Origin of the sequence: Pseudomonas idahonensis, from assembly GCF_037903935.1 — a bacterium.
In the GTDB taxonomy this organism is placed as follows: Bacteria; Pseudomonadota; Gammaproteobacteria; order Pseudomonadales; family Pseudomonadaceae; genus Aquipseudomonas; species Aquipseudomonas danubii.
Window position 1 is genome coordinate 3,945,747 of sequence record NZ_CP149586.1, and the last position, 18,230, is coordinate 3,963,976.

Annotated in this window: 23 protein-coding genes, 1 tRNA gene and 2 pseudogenes; 14 read left to right on the forward strand and 12 right to left on the reverse strand. The window is 57.8% G+C overall.

Annotated features, from left to right (window positions below):
- Positions 1–52: 52 nt before the first annotated feature.
- Entirely contained in the window at positions 53–316 is a 264-nt protein-coding gene (locus tag WIN67_RS17930; protein WP_102863157.1) for a DUF1652 domain-containing protein, read from the reverse strand.
- A 368-nt stretch (positions 317–684) separates the two neighbouring features.
- Here WIN67_RS17930 and WIN67_RS17935 point away from each other — a divergent pair, with 368 nt between their 5' ends.
- A complete protein-coding gene (locus WIN67_RS17935; protein WP_110596569.1) occupies positions 685–1,173 on the forward strand; it encodes an AAA family ATPase in 489 nt (162 codons plus the stop codon).
- Positions 1,174–1,761: 588 nt separating this feature from the next.
- On the opposite strand, the gene WIN67_RS17940 is transcribed toward WIN67_RS17935, so the two are convergent.
- The gene (locus tag WIN67_RS17940; RefSeq protein ID WP_213665387.1) at positions 1,762–2,370 is read right to left on the reverse strand and encodes an NAD(P)H-dependent oxidoreductase; all 609 of its coding nucleotides are present in this window, start codon (positions 2,368–2,370) and stop codon (positions 1,762–1,764) included.
- Positions 2,371–2,463: 93 nt separating this feature from the next.
- Here WIN67_RS17940 and WIN67_RS17945 point away from each other — a divergent pair, with 93 nt between their 5' ends.
- From WIN67_RS17945 to WIN67_RS17960, 4 genes are all read left to right on the forward strand, one after another.
- A complete protein-coding gene (locus WIN67_RS17945; RefSeq protein ID WP_102882579.1) occupies positions 2,464–3,096 on the forward strand; it encodes a TetR/AcrR family transcriptional regulator in 633 nt (210 codons plus the stop codon).
- 56 nt (positions 3,097–3,152) lie between these two features.
- Positions 3,153–3,686, forward strand: coding sequence for a hypothetical protein (locus WIN67_RS17950; RefSeq protein WP_213665389.1), 534 nt, complete (start codon positions 3,153–3,155; stop codon positions 3,684–3,686).
- Positions 3,687–3,791: 105 nt separating this feature from the next.
- Complete coding sequence (locus WIN67_RS17955) at positions 3,792–4,505, forward strand: HAD family hydrolase (protein ID WP_339069709.1); 714 nt, start codon at positions 3,792–3,794, stop codon at positions 4,503–4,505.
- A 306-nt stretch (positions 4,506–4,811) separates the two neighbouring features.
- Entirely contained in the window at positions 4,812–5,600 is a 789-nt protein-coding gene (locus WIN67_RS17960; protein ID WP_339069711.1) for a hypothetical protein, read from the forward strand.
- Here WIN67_RS17960 and WIN67_RS17965 read toward each other — a convergent pair.
- Positions 5,587–6,072 carry a winged helix-turn-helix transcriptional regulator gene (locus WIN67_RS17965; protein ID WP_102882575.1) on the reverse strand — a complete coding sequence of 162 codons (486 nt, stop codon included), beginning with the start codon at positions 6,070–6,072 and terminating at the stop codon, positions 5,587–5,589. The two genes, WIN67_RS17960 and WIN67_RS17965, sit on opposite strands and share 14 nt — an antisense overlap.
- A 115-nt stretch (positions 6,073–6,187) precedes the next feature.
- Here WIN67_RS17965 and fabF point away from each other — a divergent pair, with 115 nt between their 5' ends.
- Positions 6,188–7,456 (forward strand): beta-ketoacyl-ACP synthase II, encoded by a 1,269-nt coding sequence (fabF, locus tag WIN67_RS17970; protein ID WP_339069714.1) that lies wholly within the window; start codon positions 6,188–6,190, stop codon positions 7,454–7,456.
- Positions 7,457–7,526: 70 nt separating this feature from the next.
- Here the strand turns inward: fabF and WIN67_RS17975 are convergent.
- The 3 genes and pseudogenes from WIN67_RS17975 to WIN67_RS17985 form a co-directional block, all read right to left on the reverse strand.
- Positions 7,527–7,978 (reverse strand): annotated as a pseudogene (locus WIN67_RS17975) (anti-virulence regulator CigR family protein).
- A 122-nt stretch (positions 7,979–8,100) separates the two neighbouring features.
- Positions 8,101–8,334, reverse strand: coding sequence for a YceK/YidQ family lipoprotein (locus WIN67_RS17980; protein ID WP_102882572.1), 234 nt, complete (start codon positions 8,332–8,334; stop codon positions 8,101–8,103).
- A gap of 75 nt (positions 8,335–8,409) precedes the next feature.
- Entirely contained in the window at positions 8,410–8,913 is a 504-nt protein-coding gene (locus tag WIN67_RS17985; RefSeq protein WP_102863146.1) for a hypothetical protein, read from the reverse strand.
- Between the two features lie 199 nt (positions 8,914–9,112).
- Here WIN67_RS17985 and WIN67_RS17990 point away from each other — a divergent pair, with 199 nt between their 5' ends.
- Both WIN67_RS17990 and WIN67_RS17995 read left to right on the forward strand, forming a co-directional pair.
- Positions 9,113–9,358: a hypothetical protein gene (locus tag WIN67_RS17990; protein WP_170003581.1), complete on the forward strand. Its 246-nt coding sequence runs from the start codon at positions 9,113–9,115 to the stop codon at positions 9,356–9,358.
- A gap of 172 nt (positions 9,359–9,530) precedes the next feature.
- Positions 9,531–9,680, forward strand: coding sequence for a hypothetical protein (locus WIN67_RS17995; RefSeq protein WP_170003584.1), 150 nt, complete (start codon positions 9,531–9,533; stop codon positions 9,678–9,680).
- A gap of 142 nt (positions 9,681–9,822) precedes the next feature.
- Here the strand turns inward: WIN67_RS17995 and WIN67_RS18000 are convergent, their stop codons facing one another.
- Positions 9,823–10,236 (reverse strand): hypothetical protein, encoded by a 414-nt coding sequence (locus tag WIN67_RS18000; RefSeq protein ID WP_339069718.1) that lies wholly within the window; start codon positions 10,234–10,236, stop codon positions 9,823–9,825.
- 227 nt (positions 10,237–10,463) lie between these two features.
- Between WIN67_RS18000 and WIN67_RS18005 the strand changes: the two genes are divergently transcribed.
- Genes WIN67_RS18005 through WIN67_RS18015 form a run of 3 tightly spaced genes read left to right on the forward strand, consistent with a single transcriptional unit; the run spans position 10,464 to position 12,502 of the window.
- Positions 10,464–11,024, forward strand: coding sequence for a hypothetical protein (locus WIN67_RS18005; RefSeq protein WP_110596562.1), 561 nt, complete (start codon positions 10,464–10,466; stop codon positions 11,022–11,024).
- 11 nt (positions 11,025–11,035) lie between these two features.
- Positions 11,036–11,422 (forward strand): hypothetical protein, encoded by a 387-nt coding sequence (locus WIN67_RS18010; RefSeq protein WP_102863142.1) that lies wholly within the window; start codon positions 11,036–11,038, stop codon positions 11,420–11,422.
- Positions 11,423–11,458: 36 nt separating this feature from the next.
- Positions 11,459–12,502, forward strand: a complete 1,044-nt coding sequence (locus tag WIN67_RS18015; protein WP_250330676.1) for a hypothetical protein — start codon at positions 11,459–11,461, stop codon at positions 12,500–12,502.
- 80 nt (positions 12,503–12,582) lie between these two features.
- On the opposite strand, the pseudogene WIN67_RS18020 reads toward WIN67_RS18015, so the two are convergent.
- The 3 genes and pseudogenes from WIN67_RS18020 to WIN67_RS18030 form a co-directional block, all read right to left on the reverse strand.
- A pseudogene (locus WIN67_RS18020) lies at positions 12,583–12,807 on the reverse strand (IS5/IS1182 family transposase); the annotation flags it as partial.
- 87 nt (positions 12,808–12,894) lie between these two features.
- On the reverse strand, positions 12,895–13,419 hold the full coding sequence (locus tag WIN67_RS18025; protein WP_339069722.1) for a VOC family protein: 525 nt from the start codon (positions 13,417–13,419) through the stop codon (positions 12,895–12,897).
- A 69-nt stretch (positions 13,420–13,488) separates the two neighbouring features.
- Positions 13,489–13,848, reverse strand: coding sequence for a hypothetical protein (locus tag WIN67_RS18030; protein WP_170003593.1), 360 nt, complete (start codon positions 13,846–13,848; stop codon positions 13,489–13,491).
- Positions 13,849–14,112: 264 nt separating this feature from the next.
- Between WIN67_RS18030 and WIN67_RS18035 the strand changes: the two genes are divergently transcribed.
- The gene (locus tag WIN67_RS18035) at positions 14,113–14,550 is read left to right on the forward strand and encodes a hypothetical protein (protein WP_339069724.1); all 438 of its coding nucleotides are present in this window, start codon (positions 14,113–14,115) and stop codon (positions 14,548–14,550) included.
- 162 nt (positions 14,551–14,712) lie between these two features.
- Here WIN67_RS18035 and WIN67_RS18040 read toward each other — a convergent pair whose 3' ends face one another.
- Positions 14,713–15,039 (reverse strand): hypothetical protein, encoded by a 327-nt coding sequence (locus WIN67_RS18040; protein WP_339069726.1) that lies wholly within the window; start codon positions 15,037–15,039, stop codon positions 14,713–14,715.
- A gap of 30 nt (positions 15,040–15,069) precedes the next feature.
- Here WIN67_RS18040 and WIN67_RS18045 point away from each other — a divergent pair, with 30 nt between their 5' ends.
- A complete protein-coding gene (locus tag WIN67_RS18045; RefSeq protein WP_170003596.1) occupies positions 15,070–15,981 on the forward strand; it encodes a bifunctional GNAT family N-acetyltransferase/nucleoside diphosphate kinase regulator in 912 nt (303 codons plus the stop codon).
- A gap of 654 nt (positions 15,982–16,635) precedes the next feature.
- On the opposite strand, the gene WIN67_RS18050 is transcribed toward WIN67_RS18045, so the two are convergent.
- A tRNA-Cys gene (locus WIN67_RS18050) sits at positions 16,636–16,709 on the reverse strand.
- A 394-nt stretch (positions 16,710–17,103) separates the two neighbouring features.
- On the opposite strand from WIN67_RS18050, the gene WIN67_RS18055 reads away from it, so the two are divergent.
- Positions 17,104–18,204, forward strand: coding sequence for a polyamine ABC transporter substrate-binding protein (locus tag WIN67_RS18055; protein ID WP_339069729.1), 1,101 nt, complete (start codon positions 17,104–17,106; stop codon positions 18,202–18,204).
- Positions 18,205–18,230 lie beyond the last annotated feature (26 nt).

Genomic DNA, 18,230 nt, shown 5'->3' on the forward strand with positions numbered 1-18,230 from the left:
CTATGCGTTCAGAATGACATGTTCAACTGTCACCAATGACAACCGGGGGATGTTAACCAGCGTAGTTGGTAAAACCACCGGCAAAGCCTCTGCGCCCTGCCCGCAGCTCAGTACGCAACTCGCCGATCAGGTTGGAGATGTCGCGCACACTGGTGAGTTCGGCAGTCGAGACTCCGGTTAACAATAAATCCACCCGGCCTGAATCGGCATCGTAGATCTTGATCGTCAGGGAGCCGCTGGGATGCACGCTGCAGACGCAGGAAAGCGGGAGAAAGCCGGACTCCAAGATGTGACAAAGCTCGCTGGTGGAGAGCATGGCTTATCGCCTGTGTGGAATTTTGTGGATTTTTCCCATTCAGAATAGGTCAGCACCTGATCCTTTGTATCGAAAAAACACACAACAAATGCTAACTACCTCTCAGTTCTACTGCGCAGTTTCTGCGCCAGGCCACGCTCTGATCGCCTGGGCCTACCTGCTTCTCCAGCGTTATTCTGCGCTGTGCTTTTTTCCGTCAGTTGTGTAAGTTTCAAGCCTATGAACCTGAATCTTCAGTCCCGCCCCGCCGCGATTATGACCGCCTGCACCAGCAAGGTGGGCTAGCGGTCGTTCAACCCCTAATCAACCCGCCTCAGAGGCGGGTTTTATCACCCGTCTTCTGAAGCGAAAATCCCCAGGAGACAAGCATGAGCCACTCATCCCCTGCTGTTCTACACCTGCTGTGCGGCAAGATCGCCTCGGGTAAATCCACACTAGCCAAGCGACTGGCCCAGGCACCCGGCAGCGTGTTGATCTGTGAGGACCAATGGCTGGCGCAGTTGTATCCGGGCCTTATTCATTCAGTTGCTGACTATGCGCTGCATGCCCAGCGCCTGAAAAACGCACTGGAGCCTTTGCTGATCAGTCTGTTGCGTGGTGGCAACAATGTCGTGCTGGACTTCCCCGCCAATACTTTGGCCCAACGCGCCTGGTTGCGAGCCTTGGCAGATCAAGCACAGGTCGAGCATCGACTGCACCTGTTGAATGTCGATGAGGATGTCTGCCTGACAAGACTGCGGGAACGTAACAGCCTGGGAGATCACCCCTTTAGTACCAGCAAGGAACAATTCGAGCTGATCTGCCGTTACTTCGAGCTTCCACAGACGGAAGAAGGACTGCACATCCTGGAGCACTGAATTGCGGGATTGTCGCCCGCGATGCCGGGCCGGCTTCTGAAGCTTGCGTAGGAAGGGTGCGTCGAGAAAGGCGGCGGAGACAAATTTCAGGCAAAAAAAAGCCCAAGTAGCTGATGGACACTTGGGGCTAAAAATGCATAAACCGTGGTAGGTGAACGCGGGGCTATAGTAACGGAACAGTACATTCTGTAACAAGATATTTTGAAGAAAAAAACGCAAATAAAATCACCTAAGTCATTAAATATCCACACTTTTTTTGAGTATTTGAGTTTCATGTCACGCCTTCTCGCACCTTTTTAGGCGCCAAGATGATGCGCCTGAATTGCCCATCACCGCAGTGCGAAAGCCCGTCCACCGTTAAACGAAAATGCGCTGAAAATTCACAGAATCGCAACAGACAGACAACGTTGCTCACCTTAAATTGCCGGCACTTGCCTGAATGGAATGTGTGGGTATGAATGACTTTCTCGACGCTCTGCCCCTGATGCTGTGCCTGTCCACCTTTGCCTGGTGTTGCTGGGGCTAGGCTTTGTACGAATAGCCTTGATACTCGGTGATGCTGCGTTGAAAACGGTTCCAGCTCCCTTCTCACGCCGACTCGACGACTGCGCTGGTACTGAACAGTGCCTGCCCTAGCGCTCGTGCCCGCTCCAGGCAAGGCGCCACATCGCCGCTCTCCGAGTCAAACATCAGTTGTGAGGTCAGCACCCTGGCGCCGCAGTAGTCGAAGATTCCATGGTCGATCTGGGTCTGCATCGCGCCGAGATAACCATGTCGCTCATAAGTGCCAACGTCAGCCCCGGCAACGCCTATCAGGTGCACGCTCAGACGCCCTAGCTTCTTCTCCAGCTTGGCGTCCGCGCGAAAATCGAAGGCCCAGCCATTGGAGAACACGCGATCAATCCAGCCCTTGAGCAGCGCCGGCATGGACCACCAATAAACCGGATAGACCAGCACCAGAGCATCGGCGCGGTCGATCCGTGCCTGTTCGGCGAGCACATCGGCGGGAGGAAGCACCTGGGTACGATGCACAGCAATATCGGCAGCACCGAAGCGTGGTTCGAACCCTTCAGCCCAGAGATCGGCAATCTCGAATGAATGCCCGGAACCGCGCCCCACCCCCTCGGCAATCTGCGCCGCAAGGCTATGGGTGAGAGACTTGGGATCATGATGGGCGACAACAATAAGTGCATGCATGGCGAGTACTCCTGCGGACGGATTGCGCTGGGGGATTGAGCTTTATATACTTTTAGTAAGTTACTGCCGATAAGTTACTTTTGGTATATAGCCATGTCAAGCAGTCAGAAAACCGATTCCACTTCATCGCCGCGACGGCGCCTGTCGCGGGAGCAACGCCTGCAACAACTGATGGCCGTAGCCTGGCAGATTGTCCGTGAGCACGGCACCGAGGCGCTGACCCTGGGATATCTGGCGGAACAGGCCGGCGTCACCAAGCCGGTGGTCTACGACCATTTCGGCACTCGAGCGGTGCTCCTGGCGGCGCTGTATCAGGACTTCGACCAGCGCCAGACGCTGCTGATGGAACAGGCCCTGCAAACCAGCGAACCGACCCTTGCCGCCCGCGCAGCGGTCATTGCCACGTCCTACGTCGACTGCGTGTTGTTGCAGGGCCGCGAAATCCCTGGGGTGATTGCCGCCCTGGCCAGTTCGCCGGAGCTTGAGATCATCAAGCGCGACTACCAGGCAATATTCCTTGAGAAATGCCGTCATGCTCTGGAACCCTTCGCCGCCGGAGCCGTGATCGCAAGGGCCGGGCTGCGCGCCATGCTGGGTGCGGCCGAAGCGGTTTCCCACGCGGCGGCGCTGGGAGAAATCACTCCCGCACAAGCCCAGGAAGAACTCTGCGCCACCATCGTGGCCATGGTTGAAAGAGCACGCGCCAGCACCTCTGCAACCCAATGAGCCACTGCCCGGATATCAATGACCGGCCCCAGCGCCAGTCCTGCAAGGGAAAAGCAATGTTGCTGACACGATTGGAACCGCTGGATCAATTGCTGGAACGCTATCGCCAAGAGTTGGGCAAGGACTTCACTGGCTATCGCAACCATGTGTACCGGGTCATCAACTTCTGCAACCTGCTCATCAATGCCGATGCCCAGCAGTTGCAGAAACTGGCCATAGCCGGCGCCTTCCACGACCTGGGCATCTGGACCGCCAAGACGTTCGACTACCTACCGCCATCGCTGCGCCTGGCTGAAAACCACCTGGATGAAATAGACAGGTCCGAGTGGAAAGCCGAAGTGCTGGCAATGATCGAACAGCACCACAAGATCACCGCCGCCCCACACCCAGGCAGCCTGGTGGAAAGTTTTCGCCGAGCCGACTGGATAGATGTGTCGCTGGGAATGTTGAGTTTCGGCCTCTCGCGAGACGATCGCCGCCGGGTATTTTCAGCCTTTCCTGATGCAGGCTTTCATCTGCGCCTGGCTCAGCTGTCTTTCAAGCAACTGCTGATCCGCCCCTGGAAACCTTTGCCCATGCTGCGCCTCTGATCCTCCGGCTATCCGGCCCGCGGCTAAAGGCTGGAGCGCGTAAACTGCATCCATTACTGGCAATACCGGCCGCGAATCAAGCGGCTGCAACCACCGAGAACAGCTATGTCGCCCCACCCTAAGACCCTGCCGCCCCTGATCGCTGAGGCTGAAACACAGCCGCTACCCCCGGACGCCGTTGGACTCAACGCCGATGCCAACCCAGTGCTTTCGGTATTCGACTTCGACGGAACCCTCACTCGCCACGACAGTTTTGTGCCCTTTCTGAAGTTTGCCTTCGGGCAACGCGGGTTCAACCAACGGATACTCAAGCTGGCGCTACCCAGTCTGGGCTACCTGACTCGTCGCGTTGACCGCGACCGACTCAAGGCGCAATTGATCAGCACCTTTCTCAAGGGCATCGAGGCGGCGTGGCTCCAGCAACAGGCCGAAGCCTTCTGTCTGAAATCCTGGACCCGACTGATGCGCCCGAGTGGGCTGCAAGCCGTAGCCGGGGAACTGCGTTCCGGAGCGCTGGTGACCCTGTGCTCGGCGTCGCCGGCCCTGGTGCTGCAGCCTTTCGCCACACGCTTGGGCATCAGGCTGATCGGAACCGAACTGGAGGTGGTCGATGGCGTGCTGACCGGCCGCATCGCCGGCCACAATTGCCGTTGCGAAAACAAGGTACTGCGCCTGGAAAGTGTCTACGGCCCATTGAACCAATATCGACTCAGGGCCTGGGGCGATACCCGGGGTGACCGCGAGCTCCTGGCGGCGGCACAGGACGCCCACTGGCGACACTTCCACCCGGCCTGGCGCCGCGGGCTTGGTGCTCGCTGACACCCGCCGCCCCCTACAAAACACCCGACCAACGGCAAACGGCCAGGAAAAAGATTCGCTATACCCAACAGCAGGCGCCCCAGCGGCCATGAGCCGGAGGGCGCCCGCGACGTCAAGCAGCCTGGGGACAAGAGCGGCCTCGCAGACCAAGGAAAAACAGCCGCCTATACAAGGAGAGGGCCTGCCACGATGAAAACCAATGGCTATCTGCTGCGTACGCTGGCCGTGTTGCTCGCGACCGGCGCACCCGCCGCCCTACTTCTGAGTCACCCCAGCCCTCCCCCGTACCTGACAGTTGCACCTGCTTTGGACTGGCCACGCCTGGGCGCCTGGGCCAGTTGCCTGGCCGGCCTGTTCGTCTTGTTCGTCCTCGCCGGTCTGCGAATTCGCGGCCGGGTACTTGGGGTGCTGATTGACGAGCGCAACCGGTATTCGCTGTCACGCCTGCAAATGACCCTGTGGACACTGCTGGTACTGGCCACTCTGTATACGGTGTACATCGGCAACATTGTTCGGGGAAACGCCACTACAGCGCTGATGGTGGACTTGGACTACAACCTGATCGCGTTGATGGGCTTCAGCCTGGCCAGCTTCGTCACAGCCCCCATGGCCTTGAACCGCAAGGCCGAGCAGCCTGCAGACACCAGCGCTCTGGCAACCACCGGCCAGCAGTTGCTCGACAGCCAGAGCCTGGTCGCCCTGCCGTCGGCCAAGGGCCAGGTACTGATGAAGAGTGACCCGAAGGATGCGCGATTGGCCGACCTGATTCGCGGCGAGGACGTGAGCAATGGCGTCATCGTCGACCTGCCACGCCTGCAGATGCTGCTGATCACCATGGTGGTGGTGTTTGTCTATGGCGCCGCCGTCGGCCATAGCCTGGGCTCAGGTAGTTGGGTGCTGGAGGTGTTGCCGAAACTGCATAACACACTGCTGTTGCTGGCCCTGATCAGCCACAGCGGCTACGTGGTGGGCAAATTGATCCCCAGTAACCTCAATCCTTCCGTCCTTCTCCCGGGACCCACCGTCCAGAGCGAGCCGCCCGGCAGCGCAGCCGCTCCACGGAACCAGCCCCAAACCGGACTCACTCCACCATAGCCATCAGTCGCTGACGCATGCCGACGCTGGCAGCAGGTCCCGCCTGTACCGTGCACGCCTGCAACGGCACCAGATGACCATCGGCAACATCCACCATCACTGGCTGCACAGGTCGTCCGCTCTCACGCTCGACCAGCTGCACGCTTTCGCCCTCGGGCGCGTAGTGGCGATTGCCCCAAGCTACAAAGGCCATGAGTACGACACGGAAATCCTCGCCCTTGGCTGTAGGCACATATTGATAGCGCAAGGGGCGCTCGCTGTAGGCCTGGCGCTCCAACAGCCCCGCCTCCACCAGTGAGTTCAAGCGTCGGGTCAGCATGTTCGGGGCGATCTCCAGGCTGCGGGAGAATTCGTCGAAGCGCCTCAGGCCATGCAGCGCGTCGCGCATGATCAAGATGCTCCACCATTCGCCGACTCGCTCCAGGCTGCGGGCAATGGGACATTCAGCGTCGATCAGACTTTTTCGTTGCATGGCTGGCTCCTGCGATGCACCTCAGTATTTGTGGATTCGGATGTTACTTTCATGATGATAGTATCGTCCACGTTTCGTTGTTCCCCACGCAAACCAACGAAGGAGCAGGACCCGCATGAGTAAACGCATCGTAGTCACCGGTATGGGCGCAATCACTCCACTGGGTTGTGGGGTCGAGCAGGTCTGGCAGCGCCTGCTGGCGGGACAATCCGGAATCCGTCAATTGCCCGAAGAGTTTATCCAGGATCTGCCCACCACCATTGGCGGCCAGGTGCCCGGCGCGCTCGAGGATCCCCAGGCCGGCTTCGACCCGGACCGGCTGCTGGCCCCCAAGGAACAGCGCAAGATGGACCGTTTCATCCTCTTCGCCCTGGCGGCGGCCGAAGAAGCCCTGGCCCAGGCCAACTGGAAACCCGATAGCCCTCAGGCACAGGAACGTACAGCCACCATCATTGCCTCTGGTGTAGGCGGCTTCCCGGCCATCGCCGATGCCGTGCGAACCACCGACAGCAAGGGCCCGCGGCGCCTGTCGCCGTTCACCATTCCGTCATTCCTGAGCAATATGGCGGCAGGTCACGTTTCGATCCGCCACGGCCTCAAGGGACCATTGGGAGCGCCAGTCACTGCCTGTGCTGCCGGAGTCCAGGCCATTGGCGACGCCGCGCGGATGATCCGCGCCGGTGAAATCGACATCGCTGTCTGTGGTGGAGCTGAGGCGGCGATCCATCGGGTCAGCCTGGGTGGCTTCGCCGCAGCCCGCGCGCTGTCCAGCGAGTACAACGACACCCCGGAACGGGCTTCACGCCCCTTCGATCAGGCACGGGATGGCTTTGTCATGGGTGAAGGCGCCGGACTGCTGGTCATCGAAGAGCTGGAACATGCCCTGGCTCGGGGCGCACAGCCCATCGCGGAGCTGGTGGGCTATGGCACCAGCGCCGACGCCTACCACATGACCGCGGGTCCGGAAGATGGCGACGGCGCCCGGCGTGCCATGCAGCAAGCCTTGCGCCAGGCCGGCGTGCAAGCCTCTCAGGTCCAGTACCTGAATGCCCATGCCACCTCCACGCCAGTGGGCGACAAGGGCGAACTGGCTGCCATCAGGACTGTATTCGGCACCGACAGCGGCCTGGCCATCAGCGCCACCAAGTCCGCCACCGGGCATCTGCTGGGTGCCGCCGGCGGCATCGAGGCGATCTTTGCCATCCTCGCCCTGCGTGACCAGATCGCACCTGCAACCCTCAACCTGGACAACCCGGACAGCGCCGCCGAGGGCCTTGACCTGGTGCGCAACCAGGCACGCAAAATGGCCATGGAATACGCACTGTCCAATGGTTTCGGCTTTGGTGGGGTCAATGCCAGCGTGCTGTTCAAGCGCTGGCAATAACGCTTCGAGAAGACGGACTCGATGTTGAGATTTCAGCCACGACAGGCTGAAACCTCAACAGGCCCGCCAATCAGTTGAGGACGTCACTGAGCACTTCGTAGATGATCCCGCTGGCGATAGCCACCAGAATCAGGTCGGTTCCGGCCTGCCGCCATTCATAACCGTCATAGCGAGGAAGCTGCCCCAATAGCCGGTGGTCCAGCTTCTTGGCAATTCCCGGGGGCAGAGGTTTGCCCCGAGCCAGGTTTTTCTGAATGCCTGGAGGCAGTGCCGGTCCCGGGCTCCAGTAGTCACGGTGCCCACCCAATATGCCCAGGACACTGCCGCGATCGACACTGGGGCCATGACTCCAGTCATCGGCGCCTGACTTCTTCCCCTTGCCATGCCCCCCTGGTCACCCTGAGAACTGTGTTTGGAATGCCCCTGCCCCTTGCCATTTCCGGGGTCGGCCAATGCCAGAGGGGAAGCGCCAGCCAGGAGCACGCCGGCAAGAACAGCGATCAACGAGCGAGACTTGAGCATGTCGGTTCTCTTTGGGAAGCCGAGGTCACACTTAACTGTAGACGGTCGTCTCTGTCAGTGATCGAAGGTCAGACACATAGAGGCCGCCATGAGTGAGCGGCAGGTCATCGGCCAGCTCAAGATCAAAGCGTGCAGCTGTACTGATACTCGAAGGGAAACATCAGCGTATCCACCACGCCGGAGAATGGAGCATCCAACGCCAGAAAAGGCCAGAGCACACCGTTGTTCTCCTTAGCCAATGCCCAATCCATGCGCACGCCGATATAGGGGCAACTCATGGGAGTAGTGCGAGTCATCAGGGCCGTGCATCCACTCAAGACAAAGATCAACACCAGCAACAACAGACTTCGCAACACATAACTTCCTTATTACGTTCATGACATGAGCGCTATGGACTCGGCAGCCGAGCCCAGGACGACGGTTCCTGGCTATCAGGCCTTGTAGTCGCAATGAATCTGCAGGCTTTCCGTGTGATTGCGATGAATCTCGAAACCGTGACGCTTCAACAGGTTCTTGACCTCATCAACGACAGCCGAGTACCGCCCTTGCAACTGTTGCTGGCGCGCCGGCGGGGTAAACACCCCCAGTGGCAAAAAGCGCAGGCGCTTACCATTGAAGACAATGGACACATCGATATGAGTGCCATCCACATCATGGCCATTGGAACCGAAGATATCCTCCAGCTCCTCTTTACGCCCCGGATAACACAGGCAGAACAACCTGATCCCCAGCCAGCGTGACAGCGTCCTGAAAAACCCCAGGTAACTGCTTTTGCGCTCGTAGCCCCGGGTTACCAGCAACTGCACCGAACGCGGCAGGCTGGACTGGACCTTGAGCAGTTGCACAAAGACTTCGCGCTCCATCAACACCTTTGCGGACGGCCAGCGCGGCCCTACCCTCAAGCCCTGGTTGTCGCCCTTTTTCAATATCAGCATGCAGATTGCCTCTGGTGCTTTTTTCGCGGGCAACAATGGTACACAGGGCTGCCACAGGCGTGCTGAAAATTCAGAAGCGCAAACGCCTATCAGCCCGCGACACCGCCCATCTTCTCCCGATGACAGCGCACCTGCCGTTTAGTTAAAATAATCATGGCTCATAGCCACTACTCATAAGCACAGTGACCATAGGGGCTGTATGTACGACTTAACGAATCTGGTCATTGTCGATAACCGCTTTGGATTGAATGTCCTGCAAGTCACCGCAGACCTGGTGGCCGGCGCCCTGGATGAACTCCTGGCCAATTGCGCAGGCGGCGCCAACATCACCCAAAAGCTGGATTACTCGATTCTGACGATCTATCAGGACAAACTCGCCGCGGCCATTCGCGACATGGGCCTTCCACCCCTTTCCCTAGCCTCTCCAGCCGATAGCCTTTGCTGAATAGAGCAACTTGCCACCCCGTGGCAAGTTGAGCCCAGGGCCGAATCACCGCCAATGGCCAAACTTGCATCGTCCCTAGTGAAGCACGCGCAACATCGTTCACCTGGAACCTTTTTCCTCAATGAGGATCAGTGCTGGGCATTTCCCTATCAAACAGTGAGCGAGTGCCAGCATGGCCCTGAGAAAAACCGTCCTCTACATTGCCTTGGTGTCCGTCGGCTTCTTTGCCGGGTACGCGGCAAAACCAACAACTGGACTGCAGGTCACGGCGGGACAACTGATAAGTTGCGGCAAAAGCACCATGCCGACCATTGAGATGTGATGGCCAGGCAACTCAGCACTCAGTGACACAACGCCCAATACTCAGCAATACCGCGTCTTTCCAAAACCACAGTTTCCAGCATCAGGCCGCCGGAAACGAAAAAGCCCGGCAAGAGAACCGGGCCATAAGCAATCGTGAAGACTCATTTGGAGGACATGAACAACCAAGCGACCACAGCTGCACCGGCCGCCATATAGGTACCGACCGTCTTGGTCTTCTCCCAACCATCCTTCTCGGCCCAGGACTTGCCTGGCTCAGGCGAACCTTGCGGTTCTTTGTGCTGGGTATGCTTAGGTGTGATCGAAGCAACAAGCTGCTTCAGATAAGCGACTACTTGCGCCCCGCCCTTGCTGAAGTCTTCAAGATCCACCTCGACAACACGCTCATGAACCGCCTTGTTGCGCACGCTCGCAATCCAGCGGATCTTTTTCGCCATTGGCGGGCTGATCATTCCCTCAATGGAACTCAGTTTTTCATGCAGCCCTCGGCCTGATGCACCCAGTTGCAGGAGCAACGATTCGACCTCGGTCGAGATATCCAGTATCCGGCCCCGCATCCGCTCTACCTTTTCAGTGGCGGCACTTTAACTCCGCACCTGTGCATGCCCAAGGTTCTGATCATGCAGACGACCGCCACTCACAGGTTTCGTTGACCCGATCGATAACGGCAATGCGCCATTAGCACATCCGCCCTAATCGACCGCTACTGCCGGCCAGACCTATATTCCTTCTTCTGGACGGTCCCATGCGGCCACGGACAAGCCCCATCAAGGAAGGAAATATCATGGCGATTCCATTCCCCCGCGCCAGATGGTTGCCGCTATCACTCATCCTGCTGTGTACCAGCGGCACGGCACTCGCCACGCCTCAAGGTGAATACTGGATCGTCTACGGCAAGGGCGAGCGTTACCACAACGAGGTATTCGTCGCCGATGCCGCCGGCATCCTGCAAAAGCCCCAGGGGGTGCAGTCGGCCATGATCATGCAGATCTTCGAAGACCCGGCGATGCCCGTGCTGGCGGCCTACGAGATCCAGTACAAGTGCAAGGAGCGCAAAGTGCGCTTCGACAGCGCCCGCGCCATGCGCCGCTTCGATCACGCCATGAAGGACGTGACCACTGCCCAGGGCTGGATCGCCCCGAAAGACTACTGGCTGCAACGCACCTTCGCCTTCGTCTGCGCAGCAGGCAACCGCGAAAACAACCAGATGCTGCCAATGGGCAAAATGGCCGCCGGCCGCATGGTCGAGACCGTCCAGGCCATGTTCCAGCAACTGTACGGCATCCAGGCCAACAGCGAGGCCGTGCAGAGCCTGGACGCAATGCTCGGCAACAGCCCGCAATGAAGGAGGCCGTCATGACCCGGCACCTACTTGCCCTCGGCCTGCTGTTGCCTTTGCTGAGCGGCTGCATTCCCACCCTCCCGGAATACAGGGCCGGCCAGCAATGGAAGGGACGCGATGCCAAGGAAGCCATCGACTTCTTCGGCCCGCCCGGACGAATGCAGCCCTCGCCCGACCGCAGCGAAGTGCAAATGCAGTGGTACCGCGACACTTCCTACGTGAAAAAGGAAGTGGTCGGCAGCTCCAGTGAGATGCAGGGCGGCGTGATGGTCCACACCAACTACTGGGACGATGTCACTCACACGAGCGGCTGCACCCTCTCCATGACTGTCGACAAGGCCAGACAGATCAAGGACTTCTCCATTCGTGGCCGCTGCACGGGCGTGGCCTTGGCGCCTTAGTGGCTGGCCCGACATAGATAGTTCAAGGACTGATACATGAGACTGTTCCGACTGCGTTTTGCCCTTCCCACGGCGTTGCTTCTCTCTCTATCTCTCTGCGGCTGCGTCTCCGATCTCGATTCGGGTGCCTACGGCAGCATGGACGATCCGCGCTACGCGCAGCTGTTGGACCAAGTGGACGCAGCACTCAAGGCGAACATGGCGGTAGTGCTGGTGGCGGACGTGATGCCGCACAAGTCGCTGAGCGATGCGCTGACCATGACGCAATGGACGCCAACGGTGATCTGGGAATACGAGAAAGATCCGAAGGTGACCTTCGGCCGCAAGTTCCAGACCAACGCGCTGCAGAGACCGCCTGGCGAAACCTACCTGTTCAAGGCCTTCGAGGTGCATATCCTGCCTCCCGGCAAATACTTGCTGACCGGCGGCGATGACTACCAGCTCCGCGGTTTGCTTGACCAGGTCGGCGCCCGCAGCGGTCCACCCGGTTCGGGCCGTGGCGCCAACGGGACCGCCTACCTGTCCCCCGAACTGTATCGCGAGTACTACAGGGAAGAGGTCTGGAAGGACGCTACCTATGGCAGCGAGACCAAGACCGAGCGTGTCTGTACCGCTGTAGTCAGGGCCTCGGGTGCCTGCGTGAGCTGGGGTGAACAGCAATATACCCAGACGACGGCGGGCTCCCCGGCCGGCTATTACCAACAGACCGACTCTCGCGACATTCCCGCGATCAAGGTCCAGGCGCGCCTGCCGGTCGACAAGGCGCTCGCCAGTTTCACCATCCAGGGCGGGCAATTGCTGCTGGCCCCGCGCATGCATCTGAAGACCCCTGGCTACAAGTACCAGCAGTCGAAGTGCCGAGCGATCGATCCGAAAAAAATCGAGTGTCCGCTCGACAACCTGACCGTCTACACCTGGCCGGCACCCATGAGCTTTTCGCAGCACCTCATCGAGCAGCGCAACCTGAGCGAGAAGCACCGGCAACTGCTGTCCAGGCTCCAGCCCATGCAGATCACGCCGCTGGGCAAACAAGGCATGGAAGATCCCATCTGGGGTGTGCCGTTGTCGCTGTCCAAGTAAGGCAAGTCCGGAGGTATGCGGGGCAGGATTTTGATTGCGGAACTGATTTCTTAGGGGCTTCCAATGCTCAAAAGGGGTCAGTCATGAACGGCTGCTTTCAGGTCCGGCGATTCGTTGAGCTGAACTTCAATTGCTTGAAGCTCTTTCATTTGCGTCTTCAACTTGGCGATTTTCTCTTCCAGCCGCACGGCGTTGGGCTCGGAGACTGTTGGTTCCTGCCGATCGGCAGCATCAAGTGCCGTCAGGTAACGGTTGATGCTCGATTCAATTTCTTCCGTTCGCCGCTTCAGTTTGGCCTGGTGAAATTGCGTTGAGCCTCTCGCTCCAGGCGCCGGGGTTCTCGACAATGTTTTGTTCACGATTTCAGGCCAAAAATAGATCCTACACTTGACCTACTCCGGATCGTGACAACAGACGCAAAGCTTGTTTCCTTCAGGGTCTCGAAAATACGCCCCATAAAAATTCGGGTGGTATTCGGGTCGCAAGCCCGGAGCGCCTTCACATGTTCCATCCAATGCCAACGCCAGGGCATGGGCGTTGTCTACGATCTGTCGATTAGGTGCCAGCAGAGCAATCATTTGTCCATTGCCTAGCGCCGCAGACTCGCCATCGAACGGCTTGCCCACCACGAAAAGAGGGCGTGCAGTGTCGGGGTGTTTCCAGCCCGCCCATGGGCGTTCAAGGTCTGTGAACTTGAGCTCAAGTCCGAGTATCTGCATGACCCCTTGGTAAAACACAAGTGCTCGATTGAAGTCATTCACTCCGATGAATACATGTGAAATCATTTTTTGTCCTAATAAGAGGAAGCCTTCTCGCACCATACCAAGAATTTCCAGGCTGTTTTCAACTCCTCTCCTGAAACATACTTCGTCGGTCTTGGAAGCTGTTTTTACACACTCTGGGCCAGGAGCGGTCACTGCATAAACTCCACGTAGGCGAACCGGCAAACCGGAAAGCCTGCGTTGTCCACGCTCCTGAAAAAAGACTCAGTTGCCCAAGCACTTTAACAACAGGGCCAACACCCAGTCTTCTTGCGAAGCCAATGCCGCGCTGATCTCCTCGCATCTCCCATTCAGAGACAGCAGGTCGCCAGCCAGTACTTCTCCACTGGACATGCACATATCCAAAGCAATACTAAAAACCCCGCTACTTACCTGCTTGCTCTCAAAAACAAGCTCAACCTCTTTAGGGAAGATCGTCACGTAGACGAAGAGTATTTCATCCGCGTATGTGTAGTGGCCATGATTCCTTTTGAGTAAAACACTCTGACTTTTCGAAGCCCTCTCATAAACATTATCTAGAAACCTTTGAAGGATGAACAAAAGCTCTGGCTTTTCAGTGCTCATTGGATTCCCTTGCGAGCAATAGACTTCAACACGGCATTCTAACCAACATCGACGGTGCCCGAGCTGCACGATGCACAGGGGCGATTCAGTTTGGCGTATGGATTGCTCATTTTTGCCCCACAACCTCACCTCCCTAGCCAACAACCAGTTCGCCAAATGCAACAAGGGTTGCAAAAATAGGGATTCGAACCCCTTCCCGAATCTGCTCAGGCCGCTTTAGGCCGATTGCTGCCGCGCGATGAGAGTAAAAGATGGAGCTGTATAATGATTGATAGCCTGGAGGTTCAAGAGTTTGATTGCCTTGAGGAGGCGTTACTTGAAGCGAGCGTGTCTTTCGGCGAAATGACACGTCAGTACGCTCGCTATTTGCTCAGTCTGATTGACGGTGGTGTACTTGCTACCATTTCTGATTCTAAGTTGAAGGTGCTGATTCCATATATCGAAGAAAGTATCCTGCGAGAGCGTATAGAAAGTGATGGAGATCTCCGGAGAAAGCTTGCGCTAGAACTCTGGGCGGTAGAAAAACAGCACCGTCAATCAGATGAAAACTTTGCGTTTCTCATACGCTGTGTTCTTTTTTGCTTTGAAACTGAAGAGCACTGGATAGATCGGCCAGGCCGGGCATCTCCAGGCGCACATCGGCGGTGCTGCGCTGAAACGCAGCCAGGCGGAACTGATAGCGGCTCACGTCGCCGCGGGTGATGGTGACGGAGCCAAGGGCTTTGCCGCTCGTGGCTTTGCCCGGCCTACCGAGGCTGCGCCAAAAGTTTGCCTTCGATATTTGGCTGACGACCCTCCTGAACTGGACATTCCCCTTCCCTCCCTTGATAGAAAACTCCACTCAAAGATCATAATTGAAAGGAACTACGCGGCCTCTCGACGAACCTCCAGAGCACCGTCCATCCATGCCATGCAGGTTTTCCAGAGCTGACGAGTCCTCTCTTCGCCGAACTTCATTTTCTTGCCGACTTCCACCAGAAAGGTGTCTCGGCTGGTGTGGTACCGCATCAAGGGGCAGAACGATACAGAGCTGATCATTCTGAATGTAGTCGGCTTCATCGAGGCTTGAGCGCTTGACTGGCTCGTGCTCGGCAAAACGATGATTTCCTCGAACTCGCCGGGATATTCGCCATTACTCGCGGTATATCTTAGAATGGCCGGCTGCCGACGAACCGTAATGACCATAGCCATCGAGGGCTTCCATTAATAAGTGTGGTTAAGATGAACAAGCCTTTCATTTCGCTGTGCCCTGAAATTACTCGGGCGCACGCGCTGACGTTGATGGATTGGTTGGAGGATGAGCGCGTTACCTGCTATCTGAGCGATTCACGCGATGTCTCTCGCTCCATCGAGCAAGTCATCGATCGAACTCAATTGCCGATCCTGACCCATCTGTTCAACCGGGGCGGCCGATTTTTCATGGCCTATGACCGGCATGACGCGCCGGTGGGCTTTGTCCGCCTGATCAAGACCGGCTCCAATTGCGAGATAGTTCTGGTCATCGGAGACAGCGACAAATGGGGCCGAAACCTTGGCGCTCGCACCATCCGCGAAGGCATGAAACTGGCCTTCCTCGACATGCGGGCCGAGAAGCTCATCGCCAAGATCCACCCGGATAACACGCGCTCGCTGAAAGCCTTTCAGCGCAGCGGCTTTCTGCTTGAAAGCGAAACGCCGACATTGAAATCATTTTCCATGACGGCCGGGCGCTATCTCCAGTTATTGCGCGAAGGTACCGTTTCCGACGCCACTGAGATCTACATCACCGAAATTGACAAGGCCAGGCTCGAGAGCCTGATCGCGCTCGAGCAAGGCCCGGCCGTTTTTGAACTCGAACATGAGCTTGAGCGAGCCATTGTCGTCAAGCCGCAGCAGGTTGCACGCAATGTGGTCACGATGAACTCCAAGGCCTTGCTGCAACTGGACGACGAAGAGATCGAAGTGGCCTTGGTCTACCCGGAAGACGCGGACAGCAACGCAGGGAAGCATTCAGTGTATTCCGATATAGGCGCCGCCATCCTTGGCTATCAGGAGGGGGACACCATCGACTGGCGGATTTCTGATCGGACCCGCCGGATTGAGATCAGGAAAGTGCTTTACCAGCCGGAAGCTGCGGGCGATTTCCACCTATAGTTGCGTCTTTCCCTCGGTGTTCACCCATCAGAGGCGAGGACTCCCCAAAGGACGGCGCCTCGCTTTCTGTGCCTGAGCGGCTCGTTGTAGGGTCAAGGGTGGGCGCGGAGCCAGTTGCGAAAGCAGGAGTCGGTAGAACGGATCTAGCCGGCTCCTATGACAATTTGAATTCTCTAAATCGACGGATTCCCGTAATCCCCCAACCCAAATCAAATTGCCACCACCGGTCACGGAGGGCGACGCCTGCAGCATTGAAGAGCAAATAGGAAACTGACTAATTTATTGCTTGCGGCCTCCTCCCAAGACCGAAAGCACCGCCGCCGACAGTGATCACACTGCGACCTTTCTTCTTTTTCTTTTTTGGGCTGAATAAGAGTCGCAGGCATCTGGCTCTGGCGGCACCAGCCAGGTCACAAACTCCCATGCCTTCAGAGCCTTTGCATGTGTCGAGATGTTTGCGTAAGCGCTTAAAATTCTCGATCCAGGCGATGCAAGCCGGTTTCTCGGACACTCGAAACAGGAGACTTCGAAGAAGATTTACGCTCGCATGGGCGTCATCGCGAAGCCGACGAAATAGGAAAGTTTTGGTACGCCAGCACTTTCAAGCGGGCAATAAAAAACCCCGTAGACGTTAATCTACGGGGTTTTCAAGGGTGGAGGCCGAGGTCGGAATCGAACCGGCGTAGGCGGATTTGCAATCCGCTGCATAACCATTTTGCTACTCGGCCCCAAATGTCCAATGCCTGAAAAACAACACTGGCCACATACAAACTAGAACGGTTTTCGAGATCAACCTCATCTCGCAACTCTTTGATTTCTAAAGAGTTTTTCCGTTTCCTCGCTGAGGAATGGTCGCAATTATGGACATGTTTTCCATTCCTGGCAACTCCTATTCGATATTTTTTCTGCCGGGCTGTTTCTACAGGTTTCCGGGTGGGCAAATACGCCTCGAAGTCGCCGACGGGGCTGGATGATTGCATAAATCAAGTCCGATAGCTCGCCCTTGCCTGTTCCTCACTCACCTACCCGATCGGGTTATGGCGTGTGTGCGGCCGCTCGCGGACAGTAGCGCCAACGGCTCGACCCGGGCTCCTCCCATCAGGTTCAAGGCGGAATTCCAGCATGCGTACAGCATTCCCTGCGGTATTTGGCGTGGTTCTGATGGTGGCGGCGGCCTGGGTGCAGGCCGAGGAGCCTGCAAGCAAGACGCTGCGGCTGTACAACTGGTCGGACTATATCGGCGAGAACACCCTCGCCGGCTTCGAGAAGGCCAGCGGCATCAAGGTGATCTACGACACCTTCGATTCCTATGAAACCGTCCAGGGCAAGTTGCTGCCCGGGCGCTCCGGCTACGATCTGGTGGTGCTCAATGCGGCGCTGGTGCCGCCCTTGATCAAGGCGCAGGTATTCCAGCCGCTGAACAAGCAGTGGTTGCCCAGTTGGCAGAATCTCGATCCCCAGGTGCTGACAAGCCTGGAGAACTACGACGCCGGGGTGCAGTACTCGGCGCCCTATACCTGGGGCAGCAATGGGGTGACCTATAACGTCGACAAGATCCGTGAGCGGATGCCGGACGCGCCCATCGGCTCCCTGGCAATGCTGTTCGATCCCAAGGTGGTGTCGCGCTTCGCTGATTGCGGAGTGACGCTGCAGGACTCGCCCACGGACATTCTGCCGCTGGTGCTGGCCTGGCTGGGGCGCAATCCCAACAGCGCCGAGCCCGCAGACCTCAAGGCCGCGCAAGATGCCTTGATGGCCATACGGCCCTATATCCGCAAGTTCGACTCCACCAGCTACCTCAATGGCCTGGCCAATGGCGACCTGTGCCTGAGTGCGACCTGGTCCGGCGATTACGCCACCGCCCAGGCCCGGGCCAATGAAGCGGGGGCACCGGTCAAGCTCGACTATTTCATTCCCAAAGAAGGTTCGCTGATCTGGTTCGACAACTTCTACATTCCCGCCGATGCACCGAATGTGGCCAATGCCCATGCCTTTATCGAGTACCTGTTGCAGCCGCAGGTGATGGCCGAGGTCAGCGACTACATCCGCTATGCCAATGCCAACCTCAAGGCCACCCCGTTGCTCGCTGCCGAGGTGCGTGACAACCCGGCGATCTACCCCGATGCCCAGACCCGGGAGCGACTGTTCACCCAGAAAATCCAGTCTCCCGCCAGCACCCGCCTGATCACCCGCACCTGGAACATGGTGAAGATCGGCAAGTGATCCATGCCTACCCATTCCACGGACGT